17 protein-coding genes and 1 tRNA gene are annotated in these 23,524 nt (G+C 49.2%); 4 read left to right on the forward strand and 14 right to left on the reverse strand.

What is annotated here, in order from left to right; translation table 11 throughout:
* Positions 1–38: 38 nt before the first annotated feature.
* Complete coding sequence (locus tag BGX14_RS00075; RefSeq protein ID WP_095878723.1) at positions 39–1,184, forward strand: glycosyltransferase; 1,146 nt, start codon at positions 39–41, stop codon at positions 1,182–1,184.
* A 316-nt stretch (positions 1,185–1,500) separates the two neighbouring features.
* Here the strand turns inward: BGX14_RS00075 and BGX14_RS00080 are convergent, their stop codons facing one another.
* Together BGX14_RS00080 and BGX14_RS00085 are read right to left on the reverse strand one after the other, a co-directional pair.
* Positions 1,501–2,232 (reverse strand): hypothetical protein, encoded by a 732-nt coding sequence (locus tag BGX14_RS00080; protein ID WP_073305103.1) that lies wholly within the window; start codon positions 2,230–2,232, stop codon positions 1,501–1,503.
* On the reverse strand, positions 2,232–3,194 hold the full coding sequence (locus tag BGX14_RS00085) for a hypothetical protein (RefSeq protein WP_143394063.1): 963 nt from the start codon (positions 3,192–3,194) through the stop codon (positions 2,232–2,234). The genes BGX14_RS00080 and BGX14_RS00085 overlap by 1 nt, the downstream gene beginning before the upstream one ends.
* A gap of 94 nt (positions 3,195–3,288) precedes the next feature.
* Here BGX14_RS00085 and BGX14_RS00090 point away from each other — a divergent pair.
* Positions 3,289–3,361, forward strand: a tRNA-Lys gene (locus BGX14_RS00090).
* A 119-nt stretch (positions 3,362–3,480) separates the two neighbouring features.
* Here BGX14_RS00090 and mqnE read toward each other — a convergent pair.
* Positions 3,481–4,518: an aminofutalosine synthase MqnE gene (gene mqnE, locus BGX14_RS00095; protein ID WP_073305106.1), complete on the reverse strand. Its 1,038-nt coding sequence runs from the start codon at positions 4,516–4,518 to the stop codon at positions 3,481–3,483.
* Between the two features lie 141 nt (positions 4,519–4,659).
* Here mqnE and BGX14_RS00100 point away from each other — a divergent pair, with 141 nt between their 5' ends.
* The gene (locus BGX14_RS00100) at positions 4,660–6,609 is read left to right on the forward strand and encodes an EAL domain-containing protein (RefSeq protein ID WP_095878724.1); all 1,950 of its coding nucleotides are present in this window, start codon (positions 4,660–4,662) and stop codon (positions 6,607–6,609) included.
* A gap of 1,657 nt (positions 6,610–8,266) precedes the next feature.
* On the opposite strand, the gene BGX14_RS00110 is transcribed toward BGX14_RS00100, so the two are convergent.
* Positions 8,267–9,265: a class II fructose-bisphosphate aldolase gene (locus tag BGX14_RS00110; RefSeq protein WP_073303418.1), complete on the reverse strand. Its 999-nt coding sequence runs from the start codon at positions 9,263–9,265 to the stop codon at positions 8,267–8,269.
* A 273-nt stretch (positions 9,266–9,538) separates the two neighbouring features.
* Between BGX14_RS00110 and BGX14_RS00120 the strand changes: the two genes are divergently transcribed.
* Positions 9,539–12,085, forward strand: coding sequence for an ATP-dependent Clp protease ATP-binding subunit (locus tag BGX14_RS00120; protein ID WP_095878725.1), 2,547 nt, complete (start codon positions 9,539–9,541; stop codon positions 12,083–12,085).
* 52 nt (positions 12,086–12,137) lie between these two features.
* Here the strand turns inward: BGX14_RS00120 and BGX14_RS00125 are convergent, their stop codons facing one another.
* From BGX14_RS00125 to groL, 10 genes are all read right to left on the reverse strand, one after another.
* A complete protein-coding gene (locus BGX14_RS00125; RefSeq protein WP_143394064.1) occupies positions 12,138–12,845 on the reverse strand; it encodes a hypothetical protein in 708 nt (235 codons plus the stop codon).
* 17 nt (positions 12,846–12,862) lie between these two features.
* Entirely contained in the window at positions 12,863–13,528 is a 666-nt protein-coding gene (locus tag BGX14_RS00130) for a hypothetical protein (RefSeq protein WP_073303411.1), read from the reverse strand.
* 5 nt (positions 13,529–13,533) lie between these two features.
* Positions 13,534–14,238, reverse strand: coding sequence for an N-formylglutamate amidohydrolase (locus BGX14_RS00135; protein ID WP_073303409.1), 705 nt, complete (start codon positions 14,236–14,238; stop codon positions 13,534–13,536).
* A complete protein-coding gene (locus BGX14_RS00140) occupies positions 14,231–15,463 on the reverse strand; it encodes a glutamate-cysteine ligase family protein (protein WP_095878727.1) in 1,233 nt (410 codons plus the stop codon). Before BGX14_RS00140 ends, BGX14_RS00135 begins: the two co-directional genes overlap by 8 nt.
* Before the next feature lie 9 nt (positions 15,464–15,472).
* Positions 15,473–16,981 (reverse strand): RimK family protein, encoded by a 1,509-nt coding sequence (locus BGX14_RS00145; protein ID WP_095878728.1) that lies wholly within the window; start codon positions 16,979–16,981, stop codon positions 15,473–15,475.
* Positions 16,978–17,679: a peptidase-C39 like family protein gene (locus BGX14_RS00150; protein WP_073303404.1), complete on the reverse strand. Its 702-nt coding sequence runs from the start codon at positions 17,677–17,679 to the stop codon at positions 16,978–16,980. The genes BGX14_RS00145 and BGX14_RS00150 overlap by 4 nt, the downstream gene beginning before the upstream one ends.
* 65 nt (positions 17,680–17,744) lie before the next feature.
* Positions 17,745–18,881 (reverse strand): molecular chaperone DnaJ, encoded by a 1,137-nt coding sequence (gene dnaJ, locus BGX14_RS00155; RefSeq protein WP_073303402.1) that lies wholly within the window; start codon positions 18,879–18,881, stop codon positions 17,745–17,747.
* Between the two features lie 148 nt (positions 18,882–19,029).
* Entirely contained in the window at positions 19,030–20,949 is a 1,920-nt protein-coding gene (gene dnaK, locus BGX14_RS00160) for a molecular chaperone DnaK (protein WP_073303400.1), read from the reverse strand.
* A 104-nt stretch (positions 20,950–21,053) separates the two neighbouring features.
* Positions 21,054–21,707, reverse strand: coding sequence for a nucleotide exchange factor GrpE (gene grpE / locus BGX14_RS00165; protein WP_073303398.1), 654 nt, complete (start codon positions 21,705–21,707; stop codon positions 21,054–21,056).
* Positions 21,708–21,891: 184 nt separating this feature from the next.
* Positions 21,892–23,523 (reverse strand): chaperonin GroEL, encoded by a 1,632-nt coding sequence (groL, locus tag BGX14_RS00170; RefSeq protein ID WP_073303396.1) that lies wholly within the window; start codon positions 23,521–23,523, stop codon positions 21,892–21,894.
* Position 23,524: the final 1 nt, after the last annotated feature.

Here is a 23,524-nt window from a genome sequence, read left to right on the forward strand (position 1 = left end):
GTTGGGCAAAAGTTTTTGAAAATAGTATAATTGCTTATATGGTGCAAAAAAAGAAAATCGTCATCGTATGCGATAAAAACACGAGAACTAGTTTTGGACGTTTGGCTTTGGATTTGGAACGAACCCTCTTTGCCGACTTTGATGTTTTAATTTTATGGATTAAAACGCCCAAGTATTTTCCGGAAAACAACGGGATTTCTCCAGAAGAGCGCGGCATCAAAAGCGAATCGATTTGGGCGGACTCCCTTCTTTCTGGATTCTACAAATTTCGCGCGCCCTTTGCCGAGTTTCTTCAAAAGTCAAATCCGACGATTGTTTTTTTCATCCGTCCCGAAATAGGATTTTTGGTTCCCGTCGCCAAAAGAACTTGCCCGAACGCCAAGACGGTGGTGCTCGTTCACGATACTTTTGCCGAAACTCTTTATCCTTTCAATCCCAAGTATAAATTGATTTCCTGGCTTTACGCCGCACCTTCTGCAAAGGCGGACGGCTTTGTTTACAACTCCAATTATTCCAAGGGCGAAGCGGAAAAATATTATAAAATCGCCGGTCGCCCGAACGCCGTGGTCGGGCTTCCGCTCAATTCTCTTTTTTACAATCTGCAGCCGGACCGAATGATATATCGCGCCAAGCGGGAATCTTTTTGCGCGGATTTGGGGATTCGGGGATTTCGTGCTCTGGTGCTGAATGTCAGCCTTCCCGAATCGAGGAAGAACATTGGAACTTTTTTGAAAATGGCGGAAAAACGTCCCAATGTGGCGTTTGTACGAATTGGAAAGATGACATCCCGAATCCGTCGGGAAATGGAAGCGCTCGATTTGCATAATGTTTTCCATTTTTCCAATCTGGCAGCACCGATGCTTCGGGAATTCTACCGCCATGCCGATTTATTTGTCATGCCTTCTTTCTTTGAAGGTTTTGGTTTGCCTCCTTTGGAAGCGATTGCTTGCGGAACGCCCGTCGTTTGCGCCGATACGACCGCATTAAAGGAAATTTTTGCAGGAGTTTGCCCGCTGGTCTCCCCAGCGGATAACGTGGATGGCTATTTGGCGGTTTTGGACGAAGTCTTTTCGGGCAAGTACGAATACGACCGGGAGAAAGTGGCGAAATTATTGGAAAAATACAGCCTTAAAACGGTTGCCGATAAATTAAGCGCTTTTCTCTATTCTATTCTGGACCGTTAAAATTTGGGATTTATATATAAAATTCCACCTCGATTTGCTTGGTTGGTGTGCTTCGACAGGCTCAGCAACCGGTTGTCGAACCATGGTTAGCGACTAGTGATCAGGAGGTAGTGGGGAGTTGGAAATATAGGAGAAACGGCTAGTCAGAATGCAAAACACCTCGCAACCTGCGAGAAGAAATTTTCCTTGTGAAAAAGAAATTCCCGTATTGAAAAAAAGTTCCACTTTGCGAAAAAGATGTTCACACTTTGAAAAATTTTTAATTGATAGCATTTGGTGGAAGGTCGTATATAATTCCCTTAAAAATAGGACTCGTTCATAGTGGTTCTGCGGAAACGCTTTTCCATTTTTCGGACGAAAGTTTTGAAATCTCGGTCACTTTCAAAGATTTTTCGTCGAGTCCCTTTCTTTTTCCCCAGATGGCGTTCAAGGTGGATGGGTGCCAAAAGGTGAACCGGAGAAAGCGCATTATGTCGGCATCTTTGTAGTAGATGCGGGCGAGTTCTTTGTTGTCGGTCGGCTCAGGATTGATGCGATGGGAAATTTCGACGGAAAGCTTTGGCATGGTGAATAGGTTTGCTCCTAGATGCAGTGCCCGCAGTCCAAGATCGAAAAATTTTAGATCTGTTTGGATATCGGTATCGAATCCGCCGAGAGCTTGGAGAAGGCGTGCCGAGTAGATGCCGCAAAACGGGGAAAGACTAGCCACTTGGCGAATTTCCGCCCGCGGATTTTGACGAAACTCTTCTTGAAGATTGAATTTCTTGTCGATGAGGAGACCCGACGAAAAAGGCTCCGGATTTCCGGCTGTGCAGATTCTAGGGGCGATGGCGTCGGCAAAGGGAAACTCGGCGCAGACATCCGCCGTCCGATTCAAAAATTCTCGTGTGATACAGGTGTCGGCATGACATAGGATAATCCATTCTGCATCAATGGCTGCAAGCGATTCCGAAAAATTTTCTGCAAAGAACCAGCCCAAGGCGTCGTCTTCGATGGGCGGCTGAAAATTTTCCTTAGAGAGGACGATGATGTCAAATTGCTTTTGCATTAAAATTTTAAACCGAGTCCGATTCGGTGTTCTGTTCCGAGGTCTTGGGCTAAATAGGAAAAGGCGTAGTCGAGGGAGAATCGGCTGCCGGTATAGCCAAGTCCGGCACTGAAAAGTCTGGCATCGTTGGTCTCGTCCGGGCGGTCGGACGAAGAAAAAATTTCTTTGACATCGCGGGAAATATCCAGCCAGGTGCGGGAAAATCCGAGCCGCACAAAAAGGCTTGAACCTAGAGCGTATTCGCCGCCCAAGGAAAGTGCGGGTTCCGCATAGCGGGGGAATGTCGTTTTGGCGTGCAGCGAGAGACGGGGAAGCAGCCCTGGAATGTAAAAGGCTGAAAGGTCGAAAGATTCTTCAAGCCCGTAATCCGTATCGCCGCCATCTACATAGGCGCGAATCATCTTGCCGAAATTGCGGGCGGCCAGTCCGAAACCGAATTTTCGCGAGGACGACTGCCACAGGACGCCCCAGTCGAACGCAAAAGCCATCGCCGTTTGGTCGTTTCCTTCGTCGGATAAAAGGTCGGAGGCGAATTTTACGGTAGAACCGAACTGGAAGTGGGGAAGAGGAAGGGAGAGGGAAAGACTGGCGACGGAGCTTTGGGGCTTGTAGGACTTGTCTGTGGGATTGCCCATATTGTCGTAGCCATCGATTTCTCCGTAGCGGATCCAGCCGTAGCTGACGAGCGCCACCATTTTACCGATTTGGCGGGCGTAGGCGAGATATCCTTGATTGTCGGCAAATTCTCCGGTCTGCCAGGCAAAGCTCACGGCGTTTTTTTGATTCGACGATAGCAGGATGAGCGCGGGATTTTGCAGAACGTCGCCGGGGTTGGAAGATGGCATCGCTGCGTTCGCATTTTCTAAAGCGGCACTTCTAGCGCTGCTAAAAGAACCCAAAAAGGAGAAAACTTCTTCGCCGGAATCATTTTTTTTGAAGTAGGCGGTGCTATTTGCTGCCAAAACGAGCAGAGAAAGAAAAAAAATCCAACTTTTTTTAAAAAAAAACATGGTTATAATTTACAAAATTCAAAATGTTTATTACATTTGGGTCGTTGGACTAATAGCTCAGTTGGTAGAGCAACGCCCTTTTAAGGCGTGGGTCGAAGGTTCGAGCCCTTCTTAGTTCACGAAACCGGTCGATTGAGCAATCTTCGACCGGTTTTTTTTATGGCTTATGGCTATTTGCTGCTTTCCTTTGGCGCATCAAGGTGAACTCCCCCTCTCGCTATTCCCTGTAATTCCGGAATCACTGAATGACGTCGTAGAGGGCGTCGCGTTCCACAGGAACAAGCCCTTCTTCTCGAATCAGCGAGCGCATTCTTTCCGGACTCATGCCGATAGCGGTTTCCGCTCCCGCCGCATGGGTGATTTTTTCTTCCATAATGGTGCCGTCCAAATCCGAAGCGCCGGCGTGTAGCGCTTTCATCGCCGTCGAAATGCCGGTTTGAATCCAATACGCTTTGATATGGGGAAAATTGTCCAGATAGAGTCTCGAAACGGCAATCGTACGCAAAATATCTTCTTCGGAAGTTTTTTCTTTTACCCGAATGCCAAGTGCATTTTTTTCGGGATGATAGACCAGGGGGATGAACGCAAAAAATCCGGGGGCTTCGTCTTGCAGGTTTCGGAGCAATTCCAAGTGCTCCAGTCGGTCTTCAATGCTTTCAATATGCCCGAAAAGCATAGTCGCATTGGTCGGAATGCCCATTTTGTGCGCTTCCCGATGGACTTCTAGCCATTCTGCGCCGCTTTCCTTTTTTCCGCAAATCCGGTGCCGGATTTCTTCGCTCAAAAGTTCGGCACCGCCGCCGGGAAGGGCGTCCAGTCCGGCATTTTTCAAGTCGGCGAGAACCTCTCGGACATGCCGCCCGGAAAGTTTGGCGAAGTGGCAGATTTCAACGGCGGTAAAGGCTTTCAGGTTTACGCCGGGAAAATCCTTTCGCAGGGACGAGAGCATTTCGATGTAGTATTCAAAGGGATGGTCGGGATGGAGACCGCCTACGATATGCAGCTCTCGGGCACCTCCCCGCACGGCATCCCGCGCTTTTTCCGTGATTTCCTGAAGATTCCAGTCGTAGGCGTTTGCATCGCTTTTTTTGATTTTGGAAAAAGAGCAGAACGAACAATGGAGAACGCAGACGTTGGTGTAGTTGATTTGGCGGTTATTCACCCAGAATACGTTTTTCCCGTGGCGTTTCTCTTTTTCTTCATTCGCTTTTTGGCAAAGGAGGGGGAGCGGCGCGTTTTTGAACAAGTCCAATGCATCTTCTTTAGAAATTCTCATGACGGATACCTTTAAGGCGATAAGCCCATTTTCATTTGGCGGAATGGCGACAAACCGCTTGAAAAAATACAATTTCCGCAGCGGAATGTTTTTTATCTATATTATTTTTTCAGAAAACAGGACTTTTTGGGGCTTCTTGAAATGAACTCTATGGAAATGCTGACTCCGGATTTTTGCTTTTATATCTGCTCGATAGCGGTTCTTCTCTATTGTCTCGTCTATTACTATAGCAACAAGACTCCTCAAAGGGATCACAGTTGCGTATTCGAATGTCTGCTTTTCTGTCTGCTGTTATCTTCCTTTTCGATTACTGCGGCGAGCGTCTTGAAACCGTTCAATTTGCCTGGGAAAAATTTTCCCCATCTCGTGCAGGAATTTTTTCAGACCAGTTACTTCGCTTTCCATTCCATTTTGGCTTCTCTTTTTGCTCTCTATGTTGTTTTAATCAATAATAGCGGCAAAATGCGGACGTTGAAAAAAATCGTCCTTTTCCTTTCTCCGGCGCTGCTCGTCGAACTTTTTATTTTAACAAATCCGCTGACGGGGCTCATTTTTTTCTACCAGGACGACATCCTTTACACCCGCGGCCCCTTGGAACTTCTCATCTATGCGCTGGAAATCGGCTATTTCATTTTTGCCATCCGGGAGATCTGGATTTATCGCTTTATTTTGGTCAAGAGCAATATGGTTGCGCTCAGCTTTGTCATCGCCTGCATTCTTGGCGGTTCCTTCGTGCAGCTTATTTTCCCATGGCTTCAGGTGGAACTTTTCGGCGAATCGCTAGCCCTGTTGGGTATTATGCTGTTGATAGAAATGGAGGGTTCACGGACGGACGTGATTACGGGGGGCTATAACAGCCACATATTTATTGTGGACAATGAACGCCTCATCCGGACGCAGCGCCAATATAGGGTCATGGTCATTACGCTGCGGAATTACAAGATGCTCTTGCGCATGATCGGGCATGAAGAAATGGAAAAAGCGACCAGGTCGATTGTCCTTTGGCTCAATAAAAATATCCAGGGGACGGTTTATAGTATTGGGCAGGATAAAATTGGGATTATTACCATGGAGAGCCGAGAGGCGTGTGCTGCTTTTGCTGATTGTTTCAAAGAAATCGTCCAGTCTTCCGCTTTTTTAGAAACCAGTTCCGTGCCCATGTCCACGAGTGTCGATATCGTGAGCGTTCCCGATGAAATGCAGAGTTCGGAATTGCTGGCGGAACTTGGCGATGATGATTGCAATTCCTTCCAATCGGGTTTTGCTTTGCATCATGCGGAAGATGTGGAAAAATTCAAGCGACAAACGGAAATCGAGCGCATCTTGCACTGGGCGATTCGCCAAAAAGCTTTTGAAGTTTACTATCAGCCGATATGGAATGCCAAAACAGAAATGTTTGATAGCGCCGAGGCACTTCTTCGCTTGTCCAATCCGAATTACGGCAGCATTTCTCCGACGGAGTTCATTCCCGTTGCAGAGCGGAACGGCATGATTCATGAAATGGGATGTATAGTTCTGGATCAAGTGTGTCGTTTATGGCGTTCGGCGCAACCCCAAAAATTCGGACTGCATAAAATAGACGTCAATTTGTGCATATCCCAGTTTTATGCGGACGATATGGCGGAAAATTTTGAACGCATTTTGGAAAAAAATGAAGTTTCGGCGGAAAGGATCAATCTGGAAGTCCAATCGGCTTTTCTTTTCCGTGAAAAAGAAAAACTGCAAAGGCATTATGAAAGGCTTTGTCGGCAAGGTTTTTCGTTTTCTCTGGACGATTCCGGTGTAGGCGGCGTGAATATGGTTCAGATGCTTTATCAGGATTTTAAAACCTTCAAACTGGATGCCGCCATCTTAAAAAAAAGAACGCGCAAGGATATGAAAAATTTCTCAAGCGAATGGATGCAGCTGATGCGCAAATTCCAATTCGATGTGGTGCTAAAACGTGTCGAATCTCACGAGCAGCTGGAGCGGGCTTTGGAAGCTGGAGCAAATAAAATTCAGGGATTTTATTTTTCAAAGCCTTTGAACGAAGAAGCGTTCCTGGAATTTATTCGCAGCCAAAATAATATGGATGCGTTGCAGCCTTTGTAATTCTGTCCGTTGGAGGAAATTTTTAGATGGAAGAACAAGAAATCCCGCTAATCACATAGCAGCGATTTTGAAAGTGTACATATTTTGCCAAGAATTCCCTAGGGATTTGAAAACGATGATCCGATGCGCAAACGCAATGTGTTGCTCCATAGATTTTGTCATAGGAAATGGTTAGAGAATCTCCGTCTATTTTATAAAGCACATCGGCGGTGACATCGCAATCATCATAGACTTGCGGAATAGTGATCGTACAGGACGTTTTTTCATTGCATTTGCCGCAAAAGGCCTCAACGGACACGCAACGGGTAGCCGATTGAGTATTTTCTGTGAGGAAATTTTTTTCTGCAACAGGGGTCTCTTGGCATTCTCCGATTGAAATTTTCAGATTCTTTTGGATAAACTGGACGGATTCTTCCGAATTGACGGGATCCGAACAGGAGATAAAAAAATATGTTGGAAAAATCAGACAGGACAATAAGAAGGAAAGGAACACTATTTGGAGCTTATACATAAAATTTGGGATTTATATATAAAATTCCACCTCGATTTGCTTGGTTGGTGCCCTTCGATAAACTCAGGGACCGTCGGTTAGTGAGCTTGTCGAACTAGTCGAACCATGGTTAGCGACTAGTGATCAGAAGGTAGTGGGGAGTTGGAAATATAGGAGAAACGGCTAGCCAAAATGCAAAACACCTCGCAACCTGCGAGAAAAATCACTTTATGAAAAAACGTTTCTCTTTAAAAGGGAGTTCAGCTTGTGAAAAAGACTATATCCCCTTTCGCGAAGTAACATATCTCATTCCGCCCCAGAATTTAAAATTTCCCACCGCCAAGCGTGGCGGGGGATAGGGTGAAGGGAAAAGGGGGCTGCCCATGAGTCTTAAGAGTTTTACTCTTTTAGACGAATTGTCTCTGGAAGGGAGCCTTCGCAAAAGCGTGCAAGGCGAATGTTGCGCCGCAAGCTTGCTTGCTGGCATTATCTTCGAGGAGACTAGTAGTATTCGTCATTGCGTACCCACCAAGGAGAAAATCAGTCATATTTGAAAGCGACCGTCATTGCGAAACCCGGAGGGGTGAAGCAATCCTTTCCCGCTGACAAGATTGCCACGTCGCTACGCTCCTCGCAACGACGAGGTGCCAGCACAGATTGCTTCGGCTTTGCACAATTCGTCTAAGGGAACAAGTTCCCAAGACTCATGGGGCTTTGCATCCCTGAAACTAGGAATCTTCGATTCCGTAGTTGAAGTATCCCTGGAAGGGACAATTCGCCTAAAGGAAGCGGAGCTTCCAAGGCTCATGGGGCTTTGCACAATTCGCCTAAAGGAAGCGGAGCTTCCAAGGCTCATGGGCGTAGGCGAGCACCTCGCAGTCTGCGAGAAGAAATTTTCCTTGTGAAAAAGAAATTCCTGTATTGAAAAAAAAGAGTTCCACTTTGCGAAAAAGATGTTCACACTTTGAAAAAATTTTTAATTGAGAGTATTTGGTGGAAGATCGTATATAATTCCCTAAAATTTCACTCGATTTGCTTGGTGTGCTTTCGATCCATTAGTGATTAGCGGCTAGCGGCGAGTGCCCTTCGACAGGCTCACCAACTCCATATTCCCTTAAAAAAAGACCCACCTTGTCTAAGGCAGGTCTTTTCTTTAAAGAGCGAAGATTAGAGCTGGTTGTTCGAACCGAGCACATCCACAATCTTGTGCATGTACATCTTCTTCATGTTTTCGCGAGCCGGCTTCAGGTACTGACGCGGATCGAAGTGTTCCGGATGTTCGTCGAAGTACTTGCGGATGGCGGCGGTCATGGCAAGGCGGCTGTCCGAGTCGATGTTGATTTTGCAAACAGCGGACTTGGAAGCTTCGCGGAGCTGTTCTTCGGGAATGCCGACGGCATCGGGGAGCTTACCGCCGTGAGCGTTGATGGTGTCCACTTCGTCCTGCGGAACGGAAGAAGAACCGTGGAGAACGATCGGGAAGCCCGGAAGCTTCTTTTCAATAGCGTGGAGCACGTCGAAAGCCAGAGGTGGCGGAACCAGCTTACCCTGAGCGTTGCGGGTGCACTGTTCCGGCTTGAACTTGTAAGCACCGTGAGAAGTTCCGATAGAGATAGCGAGAGAGTCGCAGCCTGTACGGGTTGCAAAGTCAATCACTTCTTCGGGCTTGGTGTAGTGGGAAACTTCGGAAGCGACTTCGTCTTCCACACCGGCGAGAACACCGAGTTCCGCTTCGACGGTTACGTCATGAGCGTGAGCGTATTCCACAACCTTCTTGGTGAGGGCGATGTTTTCTTCGTACGGAAGAGCGGAACCGTCGATCATGACAGAGGAGAAACCGTTGTCGATGCAGTCCTTGCAGAGTTCGAAAGAATCACCGTGGTCGAGGTGAAGAACGATTTGCGGATTGGCGCAGCCCAGTTCCTTGGCGTATTCGACAGCACCCTGAGCCATATAGCGGAGAATGGTGCCGTTGGCGTAGTTGCGTGCGCCTTTGGAAACCTGCATAATCACGGGAGACTTCGTTTCGACTGCGGCCTGAACGATAGCCTGCATCTGTTCCATCGTGTTGAAGTTGAATGCCGGAATGGCGTAGCCGCCCTTGACGGCTTTCGCAAACATTTCCTTCGTATTGACAAGACCAAGTTCCTTGTAAGAAACAGCCATTGTTTTACCTCGTTTTAGTTGTGGCGTTTTTATCCGCCGTTAGTTAGACGGCTTCAATTTAGAAAATTTCCTCTGGCTGCAATGTCTTTTTGCCATAAAAAGTGCTTGCGTTTCGATGAAAGTCGCAAGAGAAGAAAAGAAATGTTTCAGAATGAAACGTTGTAATCGTCGGACTCCGGATTTTCGCATTTTCGTGCGGATTTCAAAGTGGCACGGCTTTTGCATAATGGCGGCAGAAAATAGAATGGATCCGCAAGGATCCGGGAGGTTTATATGGAAGAATTTACAAGCGATGCGAAAAAGATTCTGGCGAAAGCGCAGGAACTGATGGACAAGAAATCGCATTCGTATTTGGGAACGGTCCATTTGGCGTTCGGCCTTTTGGAGTCCCCCGATGCCCGGCTGAAAAATCTTTTTCGAGCGAAAAAAGCGGACACCAAGGAAATGCGGGGAAAGCTCGCTTCTTTTTTGGATGCCGTCCCGAAATTGGTGGAAGTCAATCCGGATGCGGGAACGCCGGATGCCGATCTTTCCCGGGTGCTTCGTGCCGCCATTCAGGAAGGTCGCAAGAACTCGCAGCCCGCAAGCCCCAGCGATATGCTGATCGCCTTGATGCGTTTTGCGCAAGATCGCCGCATGGTGAAAATTTTTGAAGATGCGCTGGGCAGTGCGGAAGTGGTGGAAACCTGGCTTTCGGATCCGATGAGTGCCGCCGCCGTCGCCGAAGAGGAATCGCCGCTCAAATTGTACGGCAGGGAGCTGGTCGCCCTCGCCGAAGAGGGCAAGCTCGATCCGGTGATTGGCCGTGAAGAAGAAATCCGTCGGGTCATTTTGATTCTTTCTCGAAAGACGAAAAATAATCCGGTGCTTGTCGGAGAACCTGGCGTCGGCAAAACGGCGATTGTCGAAGGATTGGCGATGCGTATCCACAAGGGCGACGTTCCCGATGCGCTCAAGGGCAAAAAGCTCTTTTCTTTGGACTTGTCTGCGTTGATGGCTGGCGCCAAATACCGTGGCGATTTTGAAGAACGCCTGAAAAGCGTGTTGAACGCCTTGGACGAAGATGGCAATACGCTGCTCTTTATCGACGAATTGCACACGATTGTGGGGGCGGGAAAAACCGAGGGCAGCATGGATTTGGGAAATATGCTCAAGCCCAAATTGGCTCGTGGGGAACTGCATTGCATTGGAGCGACGACGACGCAGGAATATCGGCGTTACATTGAAAAGGATGCAGCTCTGGAACGGCGTTTCCAGCCGGTGTCCGTTTTCGAGCCGACTCAGGATGAAGCGATTTCGATTTTGCGCGGTGTCAAGGAAAGCTTTGAATCGCATCACGGCGTGCGAATCCATGACGACGCTTTGGTTGCTGCGGTAAAACTTTCGGGACGCTATATTGCCGACCGATTTTTGCCGGACAAGGCCATCGACTTGATAGACGAAGCCGCGAGTATGCTGAAAACGCAGCTGGATACGGTGCCGGAAGATTTGGACAATCTGCAACGCAAGGAATTGCAGCTGAAAATCGAAGAACAGGCTCTGGCCAAGGAAAGCGACGAAAAAAGCAAAAAGCGTCTGGCCGAGTTGAGGGAGGAATTGAAAACGACCTCAGCCGCAGTTTCGGCGATGCAGGCGAGATGGCAGGAACGCCGCTCCAAGTTCAACGAACTGAAAGATGCCAAAGAAGCGTTGCACAAGGCGCGCGAAGAAATGGAACAGGCGGAATCCCGCTACGATCTGGCGCGTGCTGCGGAACTCAAATACAATACGATTGTGAATTTGGAAAAGCGCGTCGGCGAATTGGAAAAGTTGGCACGTCAGGATTCCGAAAATGGTGAATTGACGCAGGAAGTGACGGAAGAAACGGTTTCGCAGGTGGTTAGCCGTTGGACGGGAATCCCTGTGACGCGTCTGCGCGAAACGGAAAGGGCAAAGCTCCTCCACTTGGAAGAACGCCTGCATGAACGAGTCATCGGGCAGGATTCTGCAGTGTCTGCGGTGTCCGAAGCAATCTTGCGGAACCGTAGCGGACTTTCTCGAGAGAATGCACCGGTGGGCAGCTTCCTCTTTCTGGGACCTACGGGCGTCGGTAAAACAGAACTGGCGAAAGCTCTTGCCGAAGAACTTTTTGACAGCGAAAGCGCCGTTATCCGCATTGACATGAGTGAATACATGGAGAAACATTCCGTTTCCCGTTTGATAGGCGCGCCTCCGGGATATGTCGGCTACGAAGAAGGTGGGCAGCTTACCGAAGCGGTTCGCACGAAGCCGTATTCCGTGGTGCTTCTCGACGAAGTGGAAAAGGCGCATCCGGATGTATTCAACGCTTTGTTGCAGGTGCTAGATGATGGTCGCTTGACGGACGGCAAAGGCCGCACGGTGAATTTCAAAAATACGATAATCCTGATGACTTCCAATCTGGGTTCCGACTTGTTCGGCAAGAGCGGAGAGGTCTCCATGGACGACGTAATGCCTCGCCTGAAGGGATTCTTCCGCCCGGAATTTTTGAACCGTCTGGATGAAGTTCTGCTTTTCAAGGCGCTGAGCAAAGAGGAAATTCGCCGGATTGTCGCTCTCAAGTTCAAGAATCTTGCCGAACGGGCCGCTCGCGAAGGCTATATCGTGTCGGCGACAGATGCCGCGTTGCAGGAAATTGCCGACAAGTCGTATAGCCCGGAATTTGGAGCGCGTCCCATCCAGAGATTTTTGGACAGGGAAGTGGAACGGAAACTTTCCCACGCGATTCTCGCCGGTGACGTGCAACCGGAAAAGCCCTGTACGATGGATTTCAGCGATGGTGAATTCCAAATTATAGGATAGAGGGGAAAATGCATTTCCGATTCGGAGTTTTCCGGGTCGGATTTTTTGTGCTTTAAAATCCGAGAACGCTGTAAGCGCCCAAACGGATTTGGTCGTTGTTCTTTTCCTGCAAGATCCCGATGGCCATTTCCAGCATGACGTGCATATTGGGAAGTATTCCCAGCTGGATTCTAGGGACGATATCCACCATAAAATCGTCTTTCATATTTCCCAGGCTTCCCGAAGTTTCGATTCCCATCATGGCAAGAACCGCTTCGGTAAATTTGAACTGGGGTGTTGCACCAAAGGCGAATTCGGCGATGCCGTCGTCGCTGACGATACGGTCAAAAAAGCCCAAGCGGACTTCGTAAAGCGTTGAAAAAATGCGGGATAGCGGTTGCAATTTGGCGTAGGAAAAAGCGAGTCCGGGACCGCGGCTGTTACCGATGCCAATCAGAAAATCCATTTCGATGGTTGAATATTCGAAAATGCGGTATTTGGCCCCCACGTCCAAATAAGTCTGGACGGATTCAAAGTCGTCTTCGGTGTCAAACAGCAACTTGCCGCCAATCTCTATGTAATCGTTGATGGCGAGCTGCGCATTGAGCGGCAGATAGCCGTCTTCTTGATAATTGGTGTAAAATCCAGCACCCAAGGAAATGCGATCCTGGGTCATGAATTCCGGACCGAATGTGTAGCGGGTATCCCAAATGCGATCCAGTGCGGACGCCGAAACAGCGAACAGCAGAATCCATGGAATGTGTCGAAATATTTTGATCACGAAAGAAAAGTAGAAAATTACGGGCGAAATGCGGAAGCCCAAGAATCGGTCAGGGTGGAAAGAATTTGGGTTCTAACCCGATCGATGATTTCGGTTCGTTCTTCCGGCTGGATGATTTTCCTTTGATGGATGGAAAAAGAAATCGGGTCGCCGTCGGGAGATAGCGCAAAGGTCAGTTCGCCTTGGATTTTCAAAGTATCGGCGGTGAAAATCTTCAAAATGTTCTTGTCGATGGGCAAGCGGGAGTGCATTTGGATTTCGGAATCTCCCGGCGACAAGGCGATGGCGGAATCCGCATAATTTAAAGGCAGGGTTACTAGAGAGTCCAATTGTGCGGAGCCCTGGGCTGCACGCAGCCATATCGTGTCGCTCGTGGGATTTTTCACGTTGGCTCTGAATGCAAAATGGAGAGTGCCCAGACTGTCGGGGATGTTTCCTTTGGCGATGTTTTGAATCAGAAGAATCTGTTTGGGATTGGGGAGGATGCCGCCGAGGGGCTTCTCGTCTTTGCCGATAATTTTTTCCAAATCCAAGTTGATGGAGTCCAGCGAAGCGCCGATGATTTCCACTTTGCACTGTCGCAAAATATTGGCAGCCTGCATTTTTTGGGAAGCGGCGCAGCCAAACAGCAAAAGTGCAAGGAGCAGCGGGAAAATGGTGGCGGAAAATTTCTGAAAATTCATAGAACTTAAAAATAGCTTTTTTGGATTGCGGCTGCTAAAAAGACGGCGATTTCTCTGGAATCAAAACGTTGAAAAAGCGCTTGGTTCATTTCCAATTCGATGCCGATGTATTTTTCGGGAGGCAAGCACTTCCGCAGGGCGGTTGTGTGGCCGTCCGTTTTTCCGAGATAGGGATAGTTGAATCGGATGCGCCATTCGGCGCGATTTTCCCGCAGATGATTTTTCATGCTGGCGGCGAATGCGGATTCCGTTTTTCTGGACGGGTCATAAAGCAGCCCGAAATCCGCATTGCGTTCTACTCCATTCAAAACGGGCGTAAAGCTGTGGATGGAAAGATGGAGAATCTGGGTGTCGTTTTGTTTTTGCAATTCGCGGGAAGCGGCTTCCCAGAAAGCGTTTCGATAATTGTCGAAATAGTTTTCCAGAAAATTTTTGGCTTCAGGCGAAATCGAAGAGGTGAATGCGGAGTAGCGATGATTTTTATTGCTGTTGCGATTTAGATCGATGGCTAGTCGGGAATAGCTTCCTTCGGTGGCGTATGTCGGCTGGAGTATTTGGGCGAGTCTCCGAAAAACTTCCGCCGCTCCGATGTCGTAACCGCGATGCGTCGGCAAAAGTCTTTGCGCTTCGGGATTTTGAAAATAAAAAGACAAGTTGCGGGGAATCGCTCGGGATGCGTGCTCGCAACTCAGGAACAGGAGCCTATTCATAAAGTGTATTTGCCGAAAGGCAGTGGGCGAGTCTGGCGTATTCCGTTACAAAATCCTCGTGGCGCGGCGAATCGCCGAGTTTGCGCAAGATGGTGCTGGCAAGGGTGCCACGGTTTAAAATTTTGCGCAAAATTTTTTGCGAGTCCGCAGAAATTTCGGATTGCACTTTTTCAAAGAGTTCAGCTAGCAATGCCGATGCCCGGATGGATTCGGCTTGTACTCCAAAGAGGCGCAGATAGCGTGCATTGTCGATGTTGGCGTCCTCGGCTTCGCGAACTGTCGCTTCCAAGATTTTGGCTAATTCATCCGTGCCGATTTCGCGCTGTTCCATTTGACTTGCAAAAACGCCCTTGGCAAGCGATTTAAGAATCGCCATTTCAAATTCCGCAATGGCGACGTCCGCGGCGGGGCATTCCTGAATATCGACCAGGCGAATTTCAATGGCACCTCTGTCAAAGCGAGCGATGGCTCCGCGACTGTTCAAAAAGAAATGATTCAGCAATTTTTCTTTGTCGAACGGTGCGATGTCCTTTTTTATCCTTTCAAAGATTTGCCGATTGTAGTCCGCTTCGGTGAATACGGCTTCCGGGATGACTTTGCCTGTGATGCTCGGAATTTTTTCCTGGTTGTGCCGGTAGGTTTCAATGCGCGCATCCTTGTAACCCGTGAAGTGGGAGTCCAGATAGGGGCTGGATGCGGCAATGGCAGGAATCAAAGGCAGTAAAAGGCGGATGCCTGCGTGAAGAATGCCGAATTCCTCGTCGCCGTGAAATGAAATATTCAGATGCGTGGATTGCAAATTCGCCCAGCCATGTCCCCGGCAGTCGAAAATCCGATTGTATGCTTCGTAAATATCGTTGCATTCATACGGCCAGATTTGGGTCTCGGTCAAGGGATCCATAAAAGGGTGCGCTGCCGTCGGAAGCAATTCGGCCCCGATGGATTCAAGCTTTTTGTTCGCTTCGAGAATTTCATGATGGAAGCATTCGCTCCAGCCCGAAAAGCAGCTGGCGGGTTCCGCGCATTTCATTTCCAGAACGTGGGAAACGAGTTCGTTGGAAAGCCCGACCTCTCCGTGTTCTACGTCGGAAAGATTTTCGCCTTTTTCATCTTTGCCTAGAACGGCGTCCGCACGGGGCATGACTTTTTGCGTTTCTCGGGAAACGATCATGTATTCCAGTTCCAAGCCGAACCGTTCGAAAATATGCCAAGGGGAATTGCTCATAAAGCCTCCTTACAGAATGTAGGAATCGATACCGTGGTGTTGCAGCAGTCGTTGCTGTGCCAGATTCAGCCGTTCTTCGATGCGGCGACGAAGAGAGTGCATCACGGTCAGGTAAAGCTTTTCGCCGCCGAGCTGGTCTTCGACGCCGTCGTCGATGCTCGGGTTGTCATTGACCTCGATAACCATAGGCTTACCGTTCACTTCTTTCAGGTCCACGCCGTAAAGCCCGTTCCCGATAAGCGCGGCAACTCGCAATGCCGCTTTGATGATGCCGTGAGGCACTTCGTCCAAGGGGACGCAGTCGTAAAGCCCGCACACGTCGTCTTTGTTCTGCGAATTCCAGTTGTAGATTTGCCAATGGTTTTTGGCCATATAATAGCGGCAAGCGTAAAAAGGACGTCCATCCAAAATGCCGATTCGCCAGTCGAAATCCGTGGGCGTAAATTCCTGGGCGATAATCAAATCGCTGCCTTCGAACATTTTATCCAGCTGTTCCTGCAATTCTTTTTCGTCTTTCACCTTGACGACTCCCATGGAGAAACTGGAGTCCGGCGCTTTTAAAATCATGGGGAAGCCGATTTCCTTGGAAAGCTCCTTGCGATTTTCGGAGTGGGCGATAAGGGTATGCGGCGCAGGGATTTTTCCGACGGTCATCAGTTCTTGCAAATAGACTTTGTTGGAGCAGCGAAGAATGCTGTCCGGGTCGTCAATCACGGCGATGCCTTCGGATTGCGCGCGTCTGGCAAAAGCGTAAGTGTGGTGATTGACATTTGTCGTTTCCCGAATGAACAGCGCATCGAATTCCCCCACGCGGTGGTAGTCTTTTTTGGTGATGAGCTCCACTCGGAATCCCGTTTTTTCGGCCGCATTGATGAACTTTTGAATCGCTTTGGGATTGGACGGCGGTTCCTCTTCTTCGGGGTTCACCAGAATGGCCAGGTCATACAGATATTCATCCGTGTGCGCGGCTCCAAAGCGGCTTTTGTCAAAATATTCTTTGGCAAACTGGTCCACCATAGCCAAGTGGGAATCAGGAATTTCGTTTACGCAAATCGGGCGAATGCTCTGGATGAACCATTTTTGTTTAAAGACGAAGTGGGCGCGCAGCAGGGGAGCCTGGAACAATCGATATAGTTCCTGCGAAAGTTCCAGGTACTGCGGGCTGACATTTTGGCCAAAATAGATGGAGAGTGAGAATTCTGTGCCGGAAAGTTTCTTCAAGCTTTTTTGAATCAGGTCGTCGATTTCATCGGTGATATTTTTGACGACCGCCGGAGCCCGAAAATCCCGAATGCTTTTTACATTGGGAATCACTTTGTGCCCGCGGGCTTCCGCCAAAAGAGAAACGTAGTAGCCCTTGCTCTGGTAGCTGTAGTCTTTGCAAAGGTTGAACACGCGCAGGTTGCGCATTTTCGTGTAGTTGGTATTTGTCAAGTAATCCTTGGCGGAAACGATTTCCACTTCGGGAACGTGTAACTTCCAGTTTTTCGGATTATTGACGACGATAATTTTTTTCATATCTTCTTGGGTTGGATGGCTAGGATTAAACTGTCGTAAGTGAGAATGCCTAAAAGAATGCTGTGCACAAGGCGATTGCGTTCTACGGCGTAATAATTGTTGTGGGCTATGGGATTCGTGTGGTCGGGATCGGCGACAAGGAATTTTTTCTCTTCGTTTTCCCCGTAGATGACGATGAAGTGGCCCATCGGCTCTCCGTGAATATCGTCGAAAACGGACATGTTTTCCGCATTCGTGTATTCGCGCTTACTCTGGTAGAGGAATGTCGTCGAAACGCCGGCGATGACCGGAATGTCTTTTTTGAAATAGCGGTCCAGAAGCCCGGGCTTCAAATCTTTAAGGGAAACGATGCCGCCCGCCTCGATAAAGCGCAAGTAGGCTTTGATGGCGATTCGCAGTTTGTTCTTTTTTTTGGCGGCAAATTCCAATTCCAATTTCTGATGCAGTTCGTCCATGGACAAATCTACCCAGGTCGGATCGAAAATCTGCAAATTCACCGAATGGATGGTCGCGTTGAAACCGCGACGCAAGGCGTCCAAGCCCAAAAATACGCCGAGGGTTCCGCCGCCTTCCAGCATTTCGATTTCGGAAATCAGTTTGGGGAGGGGAATATTGTAACCAAAATGATGATAAATGGCATGCAGACTAGTCGGTCCGCACGTAACATCATCGGGTTGAGGTAAAATTTTAACTTTCATAACGCCTTCACTGTTCTTTCGTCAAAAAAAAAGCCAATTGAAGCGGCTGAAAGAAAGGAAAAATATTACGAGAAGAGTCCTTTCACCTTTTCGAGCAGGGAATCGTCTTTGGCGGTGTCCTTGTCCTTGCGGATTTCAGAAAGCTGCTTGTAAAGATCTTTTTCTTTCGACGAAAGGTCTGTTGGAATAAATGCTTTTGCCTCGACAAAAAGATTGCCGCGACTGTTGCTGCCTCCATTTAATTGAGGAAGTCCTTGCCCTTTCAGGCGGAAAATGGCTCCGGGCTGAGTTCCGGCGGCGATTTTGATGGAAACCTCGCTGCCGTCTAGGGTCGGAATCCGTTGGGTCCCACCTAGCGCAAGCTTATAGACGGGAATGTCTATAGAGCAATGCAGATCGTCCCCTTCGCGGGTGTAAAAATCGTCTGTTTTTTCTGCAATGATGACGAGCAAATCCCCCGAAGCTCCACCGCGCGGACCGCAGTGTCCTTCGCCGCGAAGTTTCAGATACTGCCCTTCGGAAATGCCTAGAGGAATTTTAATCGAAATGGTCTCTTCTTCGAGAATACGCCCTTCTCCGTGGCAATGCGCGCAAGGTTTGGCGATGACTTCACCGGTGCCGCCGCAATCGGAACAGGTCGTTTCGCTTACCATCTGGAAAAAGGAGCGTGTGACATGGCGAATAGTACCTGTACCATGACAGGTGGGGCAGGTTTTTACCCCTTCTCCACCTTTCCCCGCGCATTCCGTACAAGGGGCGTATCTTTTTAGGCGAACCTTTTTAGTGGCTCCGGAAAGAATTTCTTTGTAAGAGAGCGCAATTTTGATTTGCAAATCCTGACCGCGTGGAGGACCTTGCCTGCCGCCGCTTCGAGAGGAACGGAATCCGCCGAATCCGCCACCAAAAATATCGCCGAACTGACTGAAGATGTCTTCAAAACCGCCGAAACCGCCGAATCCTCCAGCGCCGCCGGCACCTGGCATGGCGTGTCCGAACTGATCGTATTGGGCGCGTTTTTTTGAATCGGAAAGAACTTCGTAGGCTTCGGCAGCCTCTTTGAATTTTTCTTCCGCTTCTTTATCTCCCGGATTTTTGTCCGGATGGTATTTGATGGCGAGTTTTTTGTATGCGTGCTTGATTTCGTCAGCACTGGCGTTCTTAGCAACGCCTAGGACTTCGTAGTAATCTCGTTTCTCGGCCATATTGGAACTCTCTTCTTTTTTGCCTTTGGAATATGAATATTTTGAAAATCACATTAATAATGTGATATAAACAAATGGAAATGAGTAAAAAAGGATTTTCCCTCCCGAAGAAGGAAAAATCCTCTAGTTTTTTACGTCATGAAAAACATTAGTTCTTCTTGTCGTCATCGACAACGGTGTAGTCGGCGTCAATAGGACCGTCGTCTTTTTTACCCGCCTGAGCGCCGCTGTTCGGAGCGGAAGAGGCACTGGCTCCCGCATTCGGAGTTCCTTGTGCTGCTCCCGCCATGGAACCGAGCATGTTTTGCAGCTTTTCGACTGCGGCATCGATTTCGGCCTTGGAACCGTTGTCCTTTTTGTCCTTGATTTCTTGAATCGCGGCTTCAAGCTGGCTCTTGGTGTCGGCAGGAATTTTATCGCCGACTTCCTTGAGCTGTTTTTCCGCCTGATAGACGATCTGTTCGGCCTTGTTCTTGGCGTCTTCTTTTTCGCGGTCGGCCTTGTCCTTTTCGGCATTGGCTTCGGCGTCTTTCTTCATGCGTTCAATATCTTCTTCGGAAAGTCCGCTGGAAGAGGTAATCTTGATGGATTGTTCCTTTCCGGTTTCCTTATCCTTTGCAGAAACGTGGACAATGCCGTTCGCATCGATATCGAATGTGACTTCGATTTGGGGCACTCCACGCGGCTTGGGGCTGATGCCTGTCAAGTCGAAGTGTCCGAGGGTGCGGTTGTCGCGGGCATAGGTACGTTCGCCTTGAAGCACGTGAATGGTTACAGCGGACTGGTTGTCTTCTGCCGTCGAAAAAACCTGGCTCTTTTTGGTCGGAATCGTGGTGTTGCGTTCGATGAGTTTGGTCATCACGCCGCCGAGGGTTTCAATACCCAGGGAAAGCGGGGTGACGTCAAGGAGCAAAACGTCTTTGACCGAAGAATCGCCCGAAAGGACGGCTCCCTGAACGGCTGCGCCGATGGCGACGACTTCGTCCGGGTTTACGGTCTTGTTCGGATCCTTGCCAAAGAATTCCTTGACTTTGGCCTGCACAGCCGGAATACGCGTCGATCCGCCGACCAGAATCACTTCGTCGATGTCGGAGAGCTTGAGACCGGAATCTTCAAGGCATTTCCGGCAGGGACCGATGGTGCGTTCTACAAGGTCAGCCGTAATCTGGTCGAATTTGGCGCGGGTAAGGGTCAAGTCCAAGTGCTTCGGGCCGGTTGCGTCCGCAGTGATAAACGGCAAGTTGATATTGGTCGAAGTCGTTGCGGACAGGTCGATCTTGGCTTTTTCCGCGGCGTCTTTCAAACGTTGCAGAGCCATCTTGTCTCTCTTCAGATCAATGCCAGGATTTTCCTTTTTGAACTCTTCGTTGATCCAGTCGATAATCACTTCGTCAAAGTTGTCGCCGCCGAGCATCGTGTCGCCGTTTGTCGCTTTCACGCTGAACATCCCGTCGTCGATTTCCAAGATGGAAATATCGAAAGTTCCGCCGCCCAAGTCATACACGGCGACCTTTTCGCTCTTTTTAGAATCCAGTCCATAGGCGAGCGCGGCAGCTGTCGGTTCGTTCACAATACGGAGAACGTCTAGGCCGGCAATTTTTCCGGCATCTTTCGTCGCTTGGCGCTGCGAATCGCTAAAGTAGGCGGGAACCGTGATAACCGCCTGCGTTACCGGCTGTCCCAAGTAGTCTTCGGCGGTTTTCTTCATCGCCTGAAGAACCATCGCGGAAATTTCTGGCGGAGCGAATTCCTTGTCGCCGATTTTCACTCGAACCAGATCGTTGCCCGAACCGACGAGTTTGTAGGGCATGTGTTTTTCGGCTTCGCTGCATTCGCCTGCATGGCGACCCATAAAGCGTTTGATGGAATAGACTGTGTTTTCCGGATTGGTGATAGCTTGGCGTTTTGCCACGTGGCCAACCAGATGCTCGCCGTTTTTGCCGAAAGCGACAATGGACGGGGTGGTGCGGAATCCTTCCGCATTGGCGATGACGACCGGCTTGCCGCCTTCCATGACAGAAACGCAGCTGTTGGTCGTTCCGAGGTCAATACCGATAATCTTACTCATTGTAGATACTCCTTTAATTTTCTGCGCCTATTAAAGCAAAAATTGTGCCATTTTTTCAAAGTGTTGAAATTCATTCATTTTCGCCATACTCGTTTGAAAATGTTTCATTTTGAAACAGGGCCGGAAGAAACGATGACTTTGGCTGTTTTGAGCAGCTTGTTTTTCAGCCGGTAGCCTTTTTGAAAAACCTGCACGACATGGGATTCGGGCACGGTATCGGACGGCTGGTTCATCAGGGCTTCATGAATGTTCGGGTCAAAAGGCTCTCCAACAGGATCAAGCTGTTCTAGTCCTGCATCGGAAAGGATTTTTGCAAACTGGTCGTGAATCATCTGGATTCCTTTGGCAAAGGAATCGTAGTCTTTCTGCTTGTTGTTATCCGGATGGGACGCCCGTTCGAAATTGTCGAGGACTTCGGAGAGCTTTTCAAGGAGCTTGGCATTTGCTGTTTCAATGATGTCGAGCTGTTCTTTGGCCGTCCGGCGGCGATAATTGTCAAATTCCGCCATTAAACGCACATAACGATCTTTACTTTCGTTCAGCTGGGATTTTAGGCTTTCGATTTCGGCTTCCGCTTGAGATTCGGGAGCCTTTTCTTCCGCAGGTTGTTCTGGAGAAGTTTCTGCTGTGGATTCCGCTGCAGATGGTTCGGGCGTCGTTTGGGAAACTTCGTCTTGGGGTTCGGAAGAAAGAATTTCTTCAGCCTCTTTCATGATGTCGTCGTTTTGAGGGTCTTGTGTTTTGTTTTCTTCGGACATGATTTGCCTTTTTAATGGTGCGTTTTGTATGAATGCGTATAAGTAAAAGCAAAATGTATGCCAATGCTATTTGTGCTGAAAAAACGTCGTTTCCCGAAAAATTCGTTCTATTTTGAAACATTTAAAAACGACAAGGCGTCGCTTGAGCGACGCCTTGTCTAGAATCGGACAGAATCCGTAAGGATTACATCATGCCGCCCATTCCGCCACCCATGCCCTGCGGCATCGGAGCCGGTTTGTCTTCTTTCTTTTCGGCGATGACACAGTCGGTAGAAAGAAGCATCGAAGCGATGGAAGCTGCATTCTTGAGTGCGGTCTTCGTCACCTTTGTCGGATCGATGACGCCGGCCTGAATCAGGTCTTCGTAAGCGTCGGTCTTGGCGTTATAGCCAAAGCCATCCTTGCCTTCCTTCACCTTGTTCACAATCACGGAATCTTCGAGACCTGCGTTCTTGACAATCTGGCGGAGCGGTTCTTCAATCGCCCGACGGATGATCTTCGCACCGGTCTGTTCGTCCGCATTGTCGAACTTGAGTGCGTCAATAGCATTGGCCGCACGGATGAGAGCCACGCCACCGCCCGGAACAATGCCTTCTTCCACAGCGGCACGGGTCGCGTGCATGGCGTCATCGACACGGTCTTTCTTTTCTTTCATTTCGACTTCGGTAGCAGCGCCGACCTTGATGACGGCTACGCCGCCAGCCAGTTTTGCCAAGCGTTCTTGCAGTTTTTCTCTGTCGTAATCGCTTGTGGTCGTCTCGATCTGCTTCTTAATCTGGTTTACGCGCGCCTTGATATTGGCGGCATCGCCTGCGCCTTCGACGATGGTCGTATTGTCCTTGGTAATCGTTACGGACTTGGCGCGACCGAGAACGGAAATCGGGGCGTCTTCCAGCTTGGCGCCGGTTTCTTCGGAAACGAGGGCACCGCCGGTGAGAATCGCGATATCCTGAAGCATGGACTTGCGGCGATCGCCAAAGCCCGGAGCCTTAACGGCGGCGACTTTCAGCGTTCCGCGAATCTTGTTCACGACGAGAGTGGCGAGAGCTTCGCCATCGACATCTTCGGCGACGATCAAAAGGGATTTGCCCTGCTTGGCGACCTGTTCCAGAATCGGGAGAAGGTCCTTCATCGAAGAAATTTTCTTGTCATAAAGAAGGATGAACGGGTTTTCCAGATTGACTTCCATCGTATCCGTGTTGGTCGCAAAATACGGGGAGAGGTAGCCGCGGTCAAACTGCATTCCTTCGACGACTTCGAGGGTCGTTTCGGCTGTCTTGGATTCTTCCAAAGTAATCACGCCGTCTTTGCCGACTTTTTCCATGGCGTCGGCGAGCAAGTCTCCGATTTCGGAATCGTTATTTGCCGAAATGGTCGCTACTTGAGCGATGTGTTCCTTGCCGTTGATTTTGACGGCCATCTTGTCGAGTTTTTCGATGACGGCGGCTACGGCCGCATCCATGCCGCGCTTGATGTCCATTGGATTGGCGCCGGCGGCAACATTCTTAAGCCCTTCGCGGGTAATTGCCTGGGCGAGAACCGTTGCGGTTGTCGTACCGTCGCCGGCGGTGTCGCTGGTCTTGCTCGCGACTTCTTTCGCCATCTGGGCTCCGAGATTTTCGTATGTGTCGGAAAGTTCGACTTCCTTGGCGACAGAAACGCCGTCCTTAGTGACGGTCGGTGCGCCGTAGGATTTGCCAATCATCACGTTGCGTCCTTTGGGACCGAGAGTGACCTTGACCGCATTGGCGAGCTGGTCAACGCCTTTCATCAAACTTTCGCGGGCTGCGACATCAAATTTCAGTTGCTTTGCCATT

Origin of the sequence: Fibrobacter sp. UWS1 (assembly GCF_002300445.1) — a bacterium.
GTDB lineage: Bacteria > Fibrobacterota > Fibrobacteria > Fibrobacterales > Fibrobacteraceae > Hallerella > Hallerella intestinalis.